We start from the raw sequence: 14,188 nt of genomic DNA on the forward strand, positions 1-14,188 counted from the left end.
ATCGCGAGCGACGTCGGGGGGGCATGCCGACGATATCCGACACCATGACGTCGAGCCACGAGTCGCGCTAGGCTTGCGACATGCCGATAACAGGAACCCTGCCCATGCTCGATGATATCCTGGAACCTGGCCACCTGTGGGCCGTGGGCATGACCCTGATCGCCGTGATCCTCTGCATCCTGCTGCACTACGAGGTGTCGATGCGGCTGTGGCAGTTACTGGAACGCGCCCACGGTAGCCAGCGCCGTCGCTTCCTGATGCTCAGCTTCGTGGTCTTTGTCGCTCATGTGGTGGAGATCTGGATTTTCGCCGGCGCGACGGCACTGCTCGGGCAGCATCCCCGAACCGGCCAGTTGGTGGGGGGGGTCGACACCCTCAACTTTCTCGACTACGTCTACTTCTCGGCAATCAGCTATACCACTGTGGGCTATGGCGACCTCATCCCCACCGGCCCGCTCCGTTTCGTGGCCGGGACCGAGGCACTACTGGGTTTCATGTTAATCACCTGGTCCGCCTCGCTCACCTTCCTGGAGATGCAGCGCCACTGGTCGGCCCGTCGCGAACGCTGAGTTACCAGCGGAGCCACGACACGCCTTGCGCGGCCATCGGCGGGCTCAGGGAAGGCGGCCCTCTCGCCCCAACCGCCGCCTCACCCAGCGGTCGTATCCCCAACGCAGCAATGGCTTGAGCCCCGGCAGGCCGATCAACCAGGCGAAGGGCTTGAGCCTCGGCACGCGACGCATCAGTCGCACATAGGCATCGATGCCCTCGACGATGCGACCGTTCTTTTCCTCGACATGCAGCGAGAGCAGCGCCGCCTGCGGGTCCACTCCCTTTTCGCGAAGTTCCTGCTGGTGCTCGGTTACATCGCACCACGCCACCGCCCGGCCGGCCTCTCCCGCCCAGCGTTCGTAACGGGTGCGATCACGCCGGCAAATGGGGCAGAGGGCATCGTAGTAGACCTTCAATGAAGGCTGATCGGACATCGAGGATCTCCTTGAGATTATGTTAAGTCCGACAGGCTGCGAGGTGGCGAGACCATCAGCGTCATTCGTCGGGGCTCAGCAGTGGTGGTTGGCCCCGATTGGCCTGCGGCAACCTGAGCGACGTCATCTCACGAATCAGGCCGTAGCGGGTGGCAGGCTGGGTACCCAGTCGAGGATCCCCAACGTCTCGGCACCGATCCAGACAAGAAAGGCCAGGTAGATCACCAGCAGGACGACAGATTCCCGACGGGAGAGGATCATCCGCGTACGCATCATCAAAAACAGCACGACGGTGGCGGCGGTGAGCGCCGCCATCAAGGGCGCGGCGATCGAGAAGTTGATGGTAGCGGTTCCGGCGATCAGAACCCCGGCAGGAATGCACACCAGCAGATCGAAGGTGTTGCTGCCGAGGACATTGGCGATGCTGGTCACACCACGGCCATGGCGGGCGGCGCGAATCGACACGAAGGCATCCGGCACCGAGGTGCCGGCCGCCACCACGGTGATGCCCCACAGGAAGGTTGGGGTGTCGAAAATATCGCCGAAGTTGATGGCGGCCCGCACCAGCGCCTCCACGCCGATCACGATCACCACCAGCGAGATCGCCAGCCGGCTCCATTCGCGGCCAGGGCGGATATGGCGGGTGTCCACCTCCGCCTGGAGGTCAAGGGTGTCCTGATACTGGACGAAGAGGTAGAGCCCATAGAGCGCCACCGGCAGCAATGCCAGGGGGCGCGTCAACTCGCCGCGAATGGCGCCACCAGCGTCGGAAAGCGGCTGGTAGATGACGGCGAAGGAGAAGGTCAGCGTCAGCACCGCCACGGCGATCATGTAGAACTGCGCTTCCTTGTAGACCAGGTCACGGTTGGCTTGCAGCGGCTCGCGGCTGGCCAACCCTGACAGCGCAGGGACCACCAGGATATTGAACAATGCCGAACCGACAATGGCGGCCACGCCGAGTTCGAATTCACCGTGCAGAAGGCTCGAGAGCACCGTCGTCGAGAGTTCGGGAAAGCTCGAGCCCACCGCGACCACGATCGCCCCCTGGACGATGTCGGGCAGCCGATAATAGGCCGCCAGCCGCTCGCTGGTACGCTCCAGCAAGCCGCTGCCATGCCAGACAATCGCGGTGCCTGCCACCGCCACCAGCGCCCAGAGCAATACCTCGGACATGGTCCTATCTCGCAGTGCGGCGTCGTCGAAAACGCCATGACTCACGCACGATGCTCGCGGCATCGGTTGAAGGGCAATAGATCCACCCCCTCGCCTCATGGCAAGCTCATACCGCAACGGGTGACTCATCGACGCTGTCGGGCAATGCCGCATTCAGGAAAGATATCTTGCGCGTTGAAGCGAACAAAACGTCTCGGGCCCCGTCGATCGACGGGGCCTCTTTGTGGTGCCGCTTCGAAGGGCACAAGCCCCAGGGGAACGATACCTCCGCTCGGTTCAGTCGCGCTGGTAGCGGCCCACCAGCCGGTTCATGCCGATCAGGTGGGGCTCGACCTGCCGGAGCAGTTCCGGCAGCGAGAGTCCCTCCGGCAGGTCGGTGGCCTTGTCCAGGGCCAGCACCAAGAAATAGTAGTGGTGGGCACCGTGGCCCTCCGGCGGCATGGGGCCACCATAGCCCATTTTGCCCGTGTCATTGAGTCCCGTCGTGCCAGCGCTAGTGTTCTCCTCGAGTGACGTAGTAGCCGCCGGCAGGTTGTAGAGCACCCAGTGCACGAAGCCATAGCTGCCGTTTTGCACCAGGGGGGCGTCCGGGTCGTGGCAGATCACCGCGAAACCCTGTGTACCCTCCGGGGCGCCCTGCCAGGAAAGCGCCGGTGAGACATCGTCACCCTCCGCGGTGTGCTTGGTTGGAATATCTCCCCCCGCGGCGAAGGCGGAGCTTTCGAGCTGCATGGTAGAGAGAGCAAAAGCCATGGTGATCAACCTCCCAGAATGTCCAAGATGGTAACGATGACGGGATATCGGCGTGACCATACGATAGCCGACTCAGGGTCGAAGAAAGCCTGATGCCTGTCAACGCTATCTGTCTTGGTATTGATGGCTGCATGCCACGAGTTCAAACCGGGAGACCGCTATGCCTCGCCGGCTGACCGTTGCCCATGCCCCCTCGGCCGGACGAGTCACGACAAGCGCTCGAACACGGTGGCCACGCCCTGACCCATGCCGATGCACATGGTCGCCAGGCCCAGGGTGGTATCGCGCTCCTGCATCACGTTGAGCAGCGTGGTGCAGATGCGCGCGCCGGAGCAACCCAGCGGGTGGCCAAGGGCGATGGCGCCGCCGTGGAGGTTGACCTTGTCATCCATCACGTCATGCAACCCCAGGTCCTTGAGTACCGGCAGGGCCTGGGCGGCGAAGGCCTCGTTGAGCTCCACGGTATGGATGTCGTCGATGGTCAGGCCTGCGCTCTTGAGCGCCTTCTTCGCGGCCGGCACCGGGCCATAGCCCATGATGGAGGCATCGCAGCCGGCCACGCCGGTGGAGAGCACCCGGGCGATAGGGACCAGGCCCAGGGCCATAGCCCGCTCGTGACTCATCACCAGCATGCCGGCTGCCCCTACCGAGAGCGCCGAGGAGGTGCCGGCGGTAACGCTGCCGCCTCGCGGGTCGAAGGCCGGCTTGAGCTCGGCCATCTTCTCCAGGCTGGCGTCGCTGCGGATCACCTCGTCGCGGTCGACCCGCACCCGGAAGCCATTGGCGTCATGTCCTTCGATGCCGACGATCTCGCGATCGAACCCGCCATTCTCCGTCGCTGCCTGGGCCCGCTGGTGCGACCGCACGCCGAAGGCGTCCTGCTCCTTGCGGGAGATGCCATGCATCTTGCCCAGCAATTCGGCGGTCATCCCCATCATCATGGCCGCCTTGGCCACATGCTTGCTGGCGGCAGGATTGACGTCAACGCCATAGGTAATGCCCACATGTTCCATGTGTTCCACGCCACCGATGAGATAGAGCTCGCCCATGCCTGCCCGGATGTTGGCGGTAGCAATGTGCAACGCGCTCATCGACGAGCCACACAGGCGATTGACCGTCTGCGCCGGCACGGTGTTAGGGATGCCGGTGAGAATCGCCGCGTTGCGGGCAATGTTCATGCCCTGCTCCAGAGTCTGGTTGACGCAGCCCCAGATCACGTCGTCGAGCTCGGCCGGGTCCAGGCCAGGGTTACGCTCCAGCAGGGCCTGCATCACCGCAGCACTGAGGGTCTCGGCGCGTACGTGGCGAAAGGCGCCATTCTTTGCCTTGGCCATGGCGGAACGAGCGCAGTCGACCACCACCACGTCTCTCGGATTCAAGCTCATCGATAACTCCTCAAATAGTGTCTGGCACGTCCTGTTCGTCGCCTGGCATGTCGTCTGGCAGTATCAGCCCTGTGCCTTGCCAGCATCCTGCGCCTCACGGGTATAGAAGGTCTCGCCGGAGGCGGCCATCTGACGCAGCTTCTCGGTAGGCGCATAGAGGGGGCCGAGTTCCTCGGCCAGGCGTTCGGCCTGGGACACGAACACCTCAACGCCCATGGACTCGATGTAGCGCAGCGCGCCGCCGCGGAACGGCGGGAAACCGATGCCGTAGATCAATGCCATGTCAGCCTCGGCCGGGCTGCCGACGATGTCATCCTCCAGGCAGCGCACAGTCTCCAGGCACAGCGGCACCATCATGCGCGCGACGATCTCCTCGTCGGAGAAGTCGCGACGCTCCTTGACCAGGCCCTCGACCAGCGCGATGGCGGCCTCGTCGGTCACCTTCCTGGGTTTGCCCTTGCGGTCTTCCTGATAGGCGTAGAAACCCTTGGCGTTCTTCTGACCCAGGCGATCGTGCTCCACCATGACCTGGATGACGCTTTTGCCCTGGTTGTTTCCCCGATCACCGGCCATGCCGGCCATCCGCTCCGGGAAGCCCTCGGCCATGACCTCGCCGGCGTGCTGGGCGATGTCCATGCCCACCACGTCGAGCAGGTAGGCGGGGCCCATGGGCCAGCCAAACGCCTCCATGACCTTGTCGATCCGTTGGAAGTCAGCGCCCTGGGCCAGCAGCTGGCTGAAGCCGCCGAAATAGGGGAACAGCACGCGATTGACCAGAAAGCCGGGGCAATCATTGACCACGACGGGCGTTTTGCCCATGGCCCGAGCGTAAGCCACGCTGGTCGCCACGGCAGCATCTGTGGTTTTCTCGCCGCGGACCACCTCCACCAGCGGCATGCGATGAACCGGGTTGAAGAAGTGCATGCCGCAGAAGTTCTCGGGACGCTTGAGGTTACTGGCCAGGCGGGTGATGGAGATGGTCGAGGTGTTGGAGGCAAGTATCGTCTCCTCTCCTACCTGGTCTTCCACCTCGGCAAGTACCGCTGCCTTGACCTTGGGGTTCTCGACCACCGCCTCGATCACCATGTCGACATGGCCAAAGTCCCCATAGGCGAGAGTCGGACGTAGCTTGGTGAGCCGCTCGACCATCTGTTCAGTGGAGAGCTTGCCCCGCTCCACCTGCTTGGTGAACAGCTTGCGAGCCTCCTTGAGGCCAAGCTCGATGGCCTCCTCCTGGATGTCCTTCATCAGGATCGGCGTGCCCTTGGAGGCGCTTTGATACGCAATGCCACCGCCCATGATACCCGCGCCGAGTACCGCCGCCTGCTTGACCGGCCGCGCCTGCTTCGCATACCGGCTGACCTTCTTCTTGACCTGCTGATCGTTCATGAACAAGCCAACCAGGTTGAAGGCCACCTCACCCAGCGCCAGCTTGGCGAAGGCTGTGGTCTCGATGGCCTGGGCCCGAGCACGCGACTCGCCAGCACCCTTCTGAATGACCCGGATGGCCTCCAACGGGGCCAGATAGTGGGGTCCGGCCTTGCCGGCCACATACCCTTTGGCGGTCTCGAAGGCCATCATCTGCTCGATGGGATCGAGCAACAGCGGTGCCTGTTTCTCGGCGCGGCGGGCCTGATGGTCGAGCTCACCGGCCCGGGCGCGGGCCAGGATATCCAGCGCCGCGGCCTCAAGCTGCTCGCTCGGCACCACGCCATCCACCACCCCCATCTCGAGCGCGGCCTCGGCGCGGTTCTCGGTGCCGCCGGCGATCCATTCGATGGCGTTGTCGGCACCGATGAGCCGCGGCAGACGCACGCAGCCTCCCCAGCCCGGCAGGATGCCGAGCTGGGTCTCGGGCAGGCCGATCTTCGCCGACTCGGCCATGACGCGAAAGTCCGTAGTAAGTGCGATCTCGCAGCCACCCCCCAGCGCCAGGCCATTGATGGCGGTGACGGTAGGGAACGGCAGATCCTCGATCGCATTGAAGATGCCATGCACACGTTCGAGCATGGCCTGGATCTGCTGCGCACCTTGCTCGAACATGCCATGAAACTCGGTGATGTCGGCACCGACGATGAACGCCTGCTTGGCACTGCCGATCACCAGCCCCTCGAGACTACGCTCGGCCCGGATGGCGGCGACGGCCTCCCCCAGCTCGGCGACCACGGCGCTGGAAAGCGTGTTAATGGAGGCATCCTTTCTGTCGAAGGTCAGGGTGGCGATGGCCTCGTTTGCTCCTTCCGGACCCCGCTCTACCCGGACGGCATTACCTTGATAGATCATCCGCGAACCTCCCTGCAGGAATTCATACAGTCGTTTGATTTTTGACAGTTTGGTGCAGCCGCGCGCCAGCGTCAAGTCTCTGTCTTCAGCATGGCACGTCGCTGGCGACTCACCCATTGGACCTCGCGCTGTTAAACGCAACGGATGAACAGAGAACTGCCAAGAGCGAGACAGAGGACTTGCAATGGTAAGCCTGCTTGCATTTCATGGCGCCGATTTGGACAATCCAAGCAGGTTCTTCTGGATGCACAGACCCATGCCACTGAACATCGGCTTCCAGCTATCCCGCGTCCCACGCCTGTGGCGAGCCGTGCTCGACCGGCGCCTGGCCCCGCTGGGCCTGACTCAGACTCGCTGGATTACTCTCTATCATCTCTGGCGCCTCGGCGATGGCCAGCCGCAATGCGATCTTGCCAGGGCCATCGGCGTCGAGGCGCCCTCTCTGGTCCGCACCCTGGACCAGCTCTCTGAACAGGGGCTGATCGAGCGCCGCGGCTGTGAGCAGGACCGTCGCACCAAGCGCATTCACCTGACGCCCGAGGCCACGCCGCTGCTGGAGGAGATCGATGCGGTGGTCAGCCAGGCGCGCAGTGAGATGCTGGCCGGCCTCGACCACACCCAGACTGCCCAGCTGGCGAGTCTGCTGTCGCGTATCGAGGAGAACGGCCTGGCGATCCAGGCCCGCGAGGGACAGCAGTGACCTGGCTCAGCGCGGCAACGCAGGTGTAGACGCACGACGGTGCGGTCGATCGGGTCGTCCTGAAAGCGCATCACGCAGTGCCCTCAGGCGCTGTAGCAACGGGGCCAGGGCCCCCACTTCCAGGGACTCCTCCCACCACAGGGTGAGCGCCGCGGCGCTCGACTCAAGCACCAGGGCATCCTCGGGCAGTTCTGCCAGGGCGGCCTCGAGACATTCCACAACCGAGGCCGGCAGCGCCCTCAGGGGCTCGATCCGCCATCGCCAGCCGCGCCGAAAGGGCTTGAGCAAGGCGCTGCCCACGACGTCGCGCACCAGCACGAAGTCGGGGCCTGGCTGCTGCTGGGGGAAGGCCCAGCGATATGCCGCCATGGAGCCGTCCGCCTCGTGCAGCGGCGGGGTCTCGAGCCGCACGGTCACGCCCGCCTCACGTGCCGCTGCACGAAGCCTGCTTATGCGCTGCTGACCACGCGACGGCCTGAGCCACAGCGCCGGGGCAAAGACCAGGCCGACGATGACGATGATAAGTAACCAGACCATGTCGGTCTCCTTCGCGAAGATTGAGGCAAGTCGTTGTCTTGTCACGCACGGCGTCCTAGAGTGGAAGCATCCCCAACACGCTGAACGACGCTGTAAGGAGAGGCATACCATGAGCAACGAATATCGCCACGTCCTGGTCGCGGTCGACCTGACCAAGGACTCCTACAAGGTCCTGGAGCGGGCGATGCAGATCGCCGACCGCAACCATGCCAAGCTGTCGATCATGCATACCCTGGAACCACTGGGCTTCGCCTATGGCGGCGACATCCCCATGGACCTCACCAGTATCCAGGACCAGCTCGACGAGCACGCCAAGCAGCGCCTGGCCGAGATTGCCGACAGCCACGTACCTCGCGAGAACCAGCACGTGGTAGTGGGCATGCCCGATACCGAGATCCATCGCTTCGCCGAGGAGCATGACGTCGACCTGATCGTGGTTGGCTCCCACGGCCGCCATGGCTTCGCGTTATTGCTCGGCTCCACTTCCACTGGCGTGCTGCATGGTGCCCAGTGCGACGTACTGGCCGTGAGAGTGGGTGCCAAGGGCGAGGAGAGCGAGGAGTAACCCGCGCGCCCTGCCCTGCTCCACTGAAAGGCGCCGAGGCGGCGGTATCACTCGCCTGCCGCCATCGCCTCCAGCTCCAGCCAGCGCTCCATGGCCGCTTCCAGCGCGGCCTGGGTGTCGTTTAGCGACTGCAGGGTCGCGGTTACGGTCTCGGCATCCTGCTGGTAGAAGGCCGGGTCGCCCACCCGTGCCTCGAAGGCGGCCAACTCGCCCTCAAGGCGCTCGATTTCGGCCGGCAGGCTGTCGAGCTCGCGCTGCAGCTTGTAGGAGAGCTTGACCGGCCGCTTCGCCGGGCTCGCGGCGGATGGCGCCTTGGCCGGCACCGGAGTCTCGCTCACCGCCGGGACCGCAGGCTCGGTGTGCTGGCGCGCGGCCCCTTCCCAGGGCGCGGGAGGCAGCCTGCCCCCCTGGCGCACCCAGTCGCTGTAGCCGCCCACGTACTCGCGTACCCGCCCCTGGCCCTCGAAGGCCAGCACGCTGGTCACCACGTTGTCCATGAAGGCGCGGTCATGGGAGACCAGCAGCAGGGTGCCGTCGAAATCGAGCAGCAGCTCCTCGAGCAGTTCCAGTGTCTCGACGTCGAGGTCGTTAGTCGGCTCGTCGAGCACCAGGACATTGGCCGGCTGGGTGAACAGCTTGGCCAGCAGCAGACGATTGGACTCGCCGCCAGAGAGTGCCTTGACCGGCTGGCGTACCCGCTCAGGGGTAAACAGGAAGTCCTGCAGGTAGCTCATCACATGGCGATCGCGCCCCCCCACGCTGATGCGATCGCTGCCCTGGGCGACGTTGTCGTAGACGCTCTTCTCCGGCTCCAGCCCGGCGCGCAGCTGGTCGAAGTAGGCGACCTGCAGCTTGGTGCCGAACTGCACCTTGCCCTCGGTCGGCTCGAGCTCGCCGAGCAGGATCTTGAGCAGGGTCGTCTTGCCGGCACCGTTGCGGCCGATGAAGCCGATGCGGTCGCCGCGCTGGATCTCCAGGCTGAGATCGTCGATCACCACCTCGTCGCCGAAGCGCTGGGTGACGTGCTCGAGGCTGACCACCCGCTTGCCGCTGCGCGCACCGCTGTCGACGGCGAGCGAGGCCTTGCCATGGCGCTCGCGGCGTTCGCTGCGCTCACGGCGTAGTTGCTCCAGAGCCCTCACCCGGCCTTCGTTGCGGGTGCGCCGGGCCTTGATGCCCTGGCGAATCCAGGCCTCTTCCTGGGCGAGCTTCTTGTCGAACTCGGCGTGCTCGCGGGCCTCGACCTCCAGCTCATGGGCCTTCTGCGCCTGGTAGGTGGCGTAGTCGCCGGGGTAGCGGCCCAGGCGGCCGCGGTCGAGCTCGAGGATCGCCGTGGCGAGCCTGGACAGGAAGGCACGGTCGTGGGTGATGAAGAGCACGGCGCCATTGAAGTCCAGCAGCTGCTCTTCGAGCCAGGCGATGGTGTCCAGATCCAGGTGGTTGGTGGGCTCGTCGAGCAATAGCAGATCGGGCTCGGCGACCAGCGCCCGAGCCAGCGCCACGCGACGCCGCCAGCCACCGGAGAGCGCAGCCATCTCGGCATCGGCCGGCAGCCCCAGGCGTGTCAGCACCACGTCGATACGCTGGTGGAAGGACCAGCCATCGATCGCCTCGATCCGCGTCTGCAGTTCGGCCATGCGGCGCATGTCCGGCGCCTCGTCGTGGATCAGGTGGTGATACTCGGAGAGCAGTTCACCGGCCTCGGGGAGGCCCTGGGCTACCACATCGAAGATGGTCTGGCCGGTGGCATCCGGCAGCTCCTGGGCGAGTACGCCGATCTTCAATCCCGGCGCCCGCCAGATGTGGCCACCATCGGGCTCGATATCACCGGCCACCAGCTTGAGCAGGGTCGACTTGCCGGTGCCGTTACGACCCACCAGGGCGAGGCGCTCGCCCTTCTCCAGCACCAGGTCGGCGCCATCGAGCAGCACCTGGGTGCCGTAGGCCAGTTGCAGCTGTTCCAGACGTAGCAGGGTCACGCGCTCACCTCTTCATTCATCGAGAGGGCTAGTGTAACGCATGGCCGGCGCAGCGGGGCGACGGGTACAATACGCATCTGATCCCTGAAGGAGTTCCGCCTTGGTTGCCCCGACCGACACCTTCGACGACGTCCTGCCCGAGGCCCTGCGTTTCACCTCGCCCGCCCCGCTGGTCGACATCGGCGCCAACCTGACCCACGCGAGTTTCGCCCGCGACCTGCCGGCGGTTCTGGCCCGCGCCCGGGCGGCGAACGTCAACACTCTGATCCTCACCGGCACCGACCGCGAGCATGCCGAACAGGCCGTGGCGCTGGCCCGCCGCCATCCGGGGCTATTCGCCACCGCCGGCGTGCATCCCCATGACGCCAGCCAGTGGAACCCGGCGCTGGAGCAGGCGATGCGCGAGCTGCACCGCCAGCCCGAGGTGGTGGCGGTGGGCGAGTGCGGTCTGGACTTCAACCGCAACATCTCCACGCCCATTGAGCAGGAGCGCGCCTTCGAGGCCCAGCTCGGCCTGGCGGCAGAAAGCGGCAAGCCGCTGTTCCTGCATGAGCGAGACGCCGGACGGCGCATGCGCGAGATGCTGCATGCCTGGCGCGACGATATCGGCGATGCGGTGGTACATTGCTTCACCGCCGATCGCGAGACCCTCTACGGCTACCGGGAGCTGGATCTGCATATCGGCCTGACCGGCTGGCTATGCGACGAGCGCCGCGGTCATCACCTGCGTGAGCTGGTCGGCGAGATTCCCCTGGAGCGGCTGATGGTGGAAACCGACTGCCCCTACCTGCTGCCGCGCAATTTACCTGCCAAACTCAAGGGCAGACGCCACGAACCGGCGCTGCTGCCCTGGATCGTGCGCGAGATCGCCCACTGGCGAGGTATGGACGAGGCCGAACTGGCGCGAGCCACCACCGCGGCCGCGCTCACCTTCTTCCGCCTGCCGGCAGGCGAGACGCGCCACACCACCGAACACGAGGAGTCCTAACATGGCCGGTCCCGAGCACAAGGAGATTCCCGGCTTCATCGCCATCGAGACCGGCGAGGATGGCGGCTTGCCGCTGGCCATCGCCTGGACGCTGGCCGACGGGCGGGTCAAGCACACCCTGATCCAGCCAGATGACGATTGGCTGGACAGCGAGATGGTGTCGCTGGGCGAGTACAGCCTGGAGGAGCTCAACAGCATGGGCGTGAGCCCACTGGACGTGATTCGCGAGCTGGAGAATGACCACTTCAGCGAAACGCTCTACACGGCCGGGGTCAGTGATGACGAGGCGGCAATATCACGACTCTTCGATACCTACGGCCTCGACCCCTTCGTCGAGCTGGCCCCGGCCGAGAGCCTCTACCATGAGCTCGAGCCCGGCGACTGGGCGCGGGCACGGGGCGAGCTGTTCGGCGAGCTGGGCCTCGAGCCACTGCGTCCCGAGCATGAGGTGGCGGTAATGCTCGACCTCCACCAGCGCCTGGTACCGGGCGCCGCAGCCGCCGAGACGATGGTTTTCGATGGCAGGCTGCTGGACGGCGATGACGTCGACGATTGAGCGGCCTAGTCGATCACTTCGCAAGACCGCGATCTGGCCTCCACAAGCCGTCGGCGCCCGGTCAGCACGGCCGCCTCGAGGTTGAGGTCCTGCCGGTAGAAGGCCGCCAGCGCCTGCTGAAAGGCCGCGGCGCGCCTCGGCAGGCCCTCGCGCAGGTAGCGCTCGGCGCGCGCCTCGACCCTCATCTGGAAACCCTCGCGGTCGACCGTCACTTCGCCCAGGTTGTCAACGCTGACGTTGAAGGGCAGGCAGCAGGCGTGCGAGAAGAGCCGCTCCAGTGCCTGGGGCGCCACCTCCACCGCCTCGAACTGGCGCTGCTGGCAGGCGTCCCGGCCGTCGGGCTGGTACCAATAGCCGTAGTCCTCGAGCTCACGGCGGCGTGCCCCGGCAATGCACCAGTGGCTGACCTCGTGCAGGGCGCTGGCGTAGAAGCCGCGGGCGAAGATCACTCGGTGCCAGGGCGAGGCATCGTCGGCCGGCAGGTAGAGTGGCTCGTCCCCGCCGCGCATCAGCCGGGTTCGGTAACGGGGCAAGAAAAGGCCGTCGAACAGCGCTATGACATCCTCGAGTCGGTGGCTCACGCAGGCTCCTGCTAAGACCAAAGGTCCATTATAGGGCCATGGCCGGACGGAGCGAAGATCGATGCCCCCTGATAGACTATGCGGTCATTGCGCGCTCGCCCCGGTTCGGGTAGCGCTACTCACTCCCTGCATGGAACTGCTGCCTTGGTCTCGTTCGCCTCACGCCTGCTGGCCACCAGCCGCCAGGAAACGCGCCCGCTGATGCGCCTGGCGCTGCCCATCTGCGGGGCCCAGCTGGCGCAGGCCGGGATGAGCGTCAGCGACGTGATGATGACCGGGCGACTCAGCGCCACCGACCTGGCAGCGGTCTCGGTGGGGTCCAGCCTGTGGATGCCGCTGATGCTGTTCATGACCGGCACCCTGATGGGGCTGACGCCGGTCGTCGCCCAGCTGCTGGGGGGCGGCCGCACGGCGGGGATCCGCCCCAGCGTCCACCAGGCGCTGTGGATCGCCCTCGCCCTGGGCATGGTCGCCGCGGTGCTGCTGTGGTTCACGGTGATGCCGATCTTTCGCCTGATGACGGTGCCCGAGGAGGTCGCCGGGCGCGCCGCCGCCTACCTGGCCGCCGTGGCCCTCGGCATGCCCGGGGTGGCCCTCTTCCAGGCGCTGCGCGCCTTCTCCGACGGCATGAACCATACCCGACCGTCGCTATGGATCAGCCTGGTCGGCCTCGGCGTGAACGTCCCCTGCAACTTTGTGCTGATCTACGGCGGCGCGGGGCTGACGGGACTGTTCGGTAACTGGCTACCCGGCAGCGTGCAGGGCCTGCCGGCCCTCGGCGCCCTGGGTTGTGGCATTGCCACGGCGATCTCCATGTGGGTGATGGGCCTGGCGATGATCGCCTACACCCGGCACTCCCGGGCCTATGGCGAGGTCGCGCTCTGGCACTCGCCCACGCCTCCGCGCGGGCCGCTGATCGGCGAGCTGCTGCACGTGGGGGTGCCCATCGGCGTGGCGATCTTCGTGGAGGTGACACTATTCACGCTGATCGCCCTGTTCATCGCCAGTCTCGGCGAGGTTACCGTGGCGGCCCACCAGGTGGCGCTCAACTACACCTCGATCCTGTTCATGCTGCCGCTCTCGCTGGGCATGGCGCTGACCGTGCGGGTCGGCAACACACTGGGGCAAGGACGCCCCGATGCTGCACGGCTGGTGGCCTGGCACGGCATCCTGGTGGCGCTGGCCGTGGCGGGCCTGAACAGCCTGCTGCTGTGGCTCACCGCAGAGCCGGTGATCGGGCTTTATACTCATGACAGCGAGGTGCAGCGCCTGACCCTGACGCTGGTCGGCCTGGCGATGCTCTACCAGGTGTCGGACGCCCTGCAGGTCAACCTGGCCGGGGCCCTGCGCGGCTACAAGGACACCCGCATCATCATGCTGATCACCTTGCTGGCCTACTGGCTGGTGGGGCTGGGGGGCGGCCATTGGCTGGGCGCGCATGGCCTGTTCGGGTGGATCGCCCCCCTGGGCGTCCACGGCTACTGGATCGGTCTGATCGCCGGCCTGACCACCGCCGCCTTACTGCTGGGCGAGCGGCTCAGACGCATCAGCAAGGCGATGACCCATGGACAGATCGAGATTCCTGCCGGGTGATACCGGCCTTACCCTATAGTGGACCCTGAAATCCAGACACTGGTTTAAGCTATCGCCTGGCCGATTTCGAAGGGATCGATGATGTCGAATCAGAAACGCAACACCCACT

The 14,188-nt window shown here is 65.6% G+C and carries 14 protein-coding genes; 6 read left to right on the plus strand and 8 right to left on the minus strand.

What is annotated here, in order from left to right:
* Positions 1-104 precede the first annotated feature (104 nt).
* The gene (locus DFO68_RS13665; RefSeq protein ID WP_133484190.1) at positions 105-569 is read left to right on the plus strand and encodes a potassium channel family protein; all 465 of its coding nucleotides are present in this window, start codon (positions 105-107) and stop codon (positions 567-569) included.
* Positions 570-614: 45 nt separating this feature from the next.
* On the opposite strand, the gene DFO68_RS13670 is transcribed toward DFO68_RS13665, so the two are convergent.
* The 5 genes from DFO68_RS13670 to fadB form a co-directional block, all read right to left on the minus strand.
* Entirely contained in the window at positions 615-986 is a 372-nt protein-coding gene (locus tag DFO68_RS13670) for a thiol-disulfide oxidoreductase DCC family protein (RefSeq protein ID WP_133484191.1), read from the minus strand.
* Between the two features lie 135 nt (positions 987-1,121).
* Positions 1,122-2,159, minus strand: coding sequence for a sodium:calcium antiporter (locus DFO68_RS13675; RefSeq protein WP_133484192.1), 1,038 nt, complete (start codon positions 2,157-2,159; stop codon positions 1,122-1,124).
* A 276-nt stretch (positions 2,160-2,435) separates the two neighbouring features.
* Positions 2,436-2,912, minus strand: coding sequence for a YbhB/YbcL family Raf kinase inhibitor-like protein (locus DFO68_RS13680; RefSeq protein WP_133484193.1), 477 nt, complete (start codon positions 2,910-2,912; stop codon positions 2,436-2,438).
* A 206-nt stretch (positions 2,913-3,118) separates the two neighbouring features.
* Positions 3,119-4,297, minus strand: a complete 1,179-nt coding sequence (gene fadA / locus DFO68_RS13685) for an acetyl-CoA C-acyltransferase FadA (RefSeq protein WP_133484194.1) — start codon at positions 4,295-4,297, stop codon at positions 3,119-3,121.
* A 63-nt stretch (positions 4,298-4,360) separates the two neighbouring features.
* A complete protein-coding gene (gene fadB / locus DFO68_RS13690; RefSeq protein WP_133484195.1) occupies positions 4,361-6,580 on the minus strand; it encodes a fatty acid oxidation complex subunit alpha FadB in 2,220 nt (739 codons plus the stop codon).
* A 256-nt stretch (positions 6,581-6,836) separates the two neighbouring features.
* On the opposite strand from fadB, the gene slyA reads away from it, so the two are divergent.
* A complete protein-coding gene (gene slyA / locus DFO68_RS13695) occupies positions 6,837-7,280 on the plus strand; it encodes a transcriptional regulator SlyA (RefSeq protein ID WP_133484196.1) in 444 nt (147 codons plus the stop codon).
* A 6-nt stretch (positions 7,281-7,286) separates the two neighbouring features.
* Here the strand turns inward: slyA and DFO68_RS13700 are convergent, their stop codons facing one another.
* Positions 7,287-7,817 carry a preprotein translocase subunit YajC gene (locus tag DFO68_RS13700; protein WP_133484197.1) on the minus strand — a complete coding sequence of 177 codons (531 nt, stop codon included), beginning with the start codon at positions 7,815-7,817 and terminating at the stop codon, positions 7,287-7,289.
* A 109-nt stretch (positions 7,818-7,926) separates the two neighbouring features.
* On the opposite strand from DFO68_RS13700, the gene DFO68_RS13705 reads away from it, so the two are divergent.
* A complete protein-coding gene (locus DFO68_RS13705) occupies positions 7,927-8,382 on the plus strand; it encodes a universal stress protein (protein ID WP_133484198.1) in 456 nt (151 codons plus the stop codon).
* Positions 8,383-8,429: 47 nt separating this feature from the next.
* Here DFO68_RS13705 and DFO68_RS13710 read toward each other — a convergent pair whose 3' ends face one another.
* Positions 8,430-10,361, minus strand: a complete 1,932-nt coding sequence (locus tag DFO68_RS13710) for an ATP-binding cassette domain-containing protein (RefSeq protein WP_133484199.1) — start codon at positions 10,359-10,361, stop codon at positions 8,430-8,432.
* Positions 10,362-10,461: 100 nt separating this feature from the next.
* On the opposite strand from DFO68_RS13710, the gene DFO68_RS13715 reads away from it, so the two are divergent.
* On the plus strand, positions 10,462-11,349 hold the full coding sequence (locus tag DFO68_RS13715; RefSeq protein ID WP_133484200.1) for a TatD family hydrolase: 888 nt from the start codon (positions 10,462-10,464) through the stop codon (positions 11,347-11,349).
* A 1-nt stretch (position 11,350) separates the two neighbouring features.
* Positions 11,351-11,905, plus strand: coding sequence for a hypothetical protein (locus DFO68_RS13720; protein ID WP_243726517.1), 555 nt, complete (start codon positions 11,351-11,353; stop codon positions 11,903-11,905).
* Between the two features lie 5 nt (positions 11,906-11,910).
* On the opposite strand, the gene DFO68_RS13725 is transcribed toward DFO68_RS13720, so the two are convergent.
* Positions 11,911-12,486, minus strand: a complete 576-nt coding sequence (locus tag DFO68_RS13725; protein ID WP_133484201.1) for an elongation factor P hydroxylase — start codon at positions 12,484-12,486, stop codon at positions 11,911-11,913.
* Positions 12,487-12,687: 201 nt separating this feature from the next.
* Here DFO68_RS13725 and DFO68_RS13730 point away from each other — a divergent pair, with 201 nt between their 5' ends.
* A complete protein-coding gene (locus DFO68_RS13730; RefSeq protein WP_373190503.1) occupies positions 12,688-14,079 on the plus strand; it encodes an MATE family efflux transporter in 1,392 nt (463 codons plus the stop codon).
* Positions 14,080-14,188: the final 109 nt, after the last annotated feature.

The sequence above is a fragment of the Halomonas ventosae genome (assembly GCF_004361885.1).
Lineage (GTDB): Bacteria > Pseudomonadota > Gammaproteobacteria > Pseudomonadales > Halomonadaceae > Halomonas > Halomonas ventosae_C.

Coding starts and splice junctions, on each gene's coding strand:
- DFO68_RS13665 (WP_133484190.1), top strand. CDS start 105: ATGCTCGATGATATCCTGGAACCTGGCCACCTGTGGGCCGTGGGCATG.
- DFO68_RS13670 (WP_133484191.1), bottom strand. CDS start 986: ATGTCCGATCAGCCTTCATTGAAGGTCTACTACGATGCCCTCTGCCCC.
- DFO68_RS13675 (WP_133484192.1), bottom strand. CDS start 2,159: ATGTCCGAGGTATTGCTCTGGGCGCTGGTGGCGGTGGCAGGCACCGCG.
- DFO68_RS13680 (WP_133484193.1), bottom strand. CDS start 2,912: ATGGCTTTTGCTCTCTCTACCATGCAGCTCGAAAGCTCCGCCTTCGCC.
- fadA (WP_133484194.1), bottom strand. CDS start 4,297: ATGAGCTTGAATCCGAGAGACGTGGTGGTGGTCGACTGCGCTCGTTCC.
- fadB (WP_133484195.1), bottom strand. CDS start 6,580: ATGATCTATCAAGGTAATGCCGTCCGGGTAGAGCGGGGTCCGGAAGGA.
- slyA (WP_133484196.1), top strand. CDS start 6,837: ATGCCACTGAACATCGGCTTCCAGCTATCCCGCGTCCCACGCCTGTGG.
- DFO68_RS13700 (WP_133484197.1), bottom strand. CDS start 7,817: ATGGTCTGGTTACTTATCATCGTCATCGTCGGCCTGGTCTTTGCCCCG.
- DFO68_RS13705 (WP_133484198.1), top strand. CDS start 7,927: ATGAGCAACGAATATCGCCACGTCCTGGTCGCGGTCGACCTGACCAAG.
- DFO68_RS13720 (WP_243726517.1), top strand. CDS start 11,351: ATGGCCGGTCCCGAGCACAAGGAGATTCCCGGCTTCATCGCCATCGAG.
- DFO68_RS13730 (WP_373190503.1), top strand. CDS start 12,688: ATGCGCCTGGCGCTGCCCATCTGCGGGGCCCAGCTGGCGCAGGCCGGG.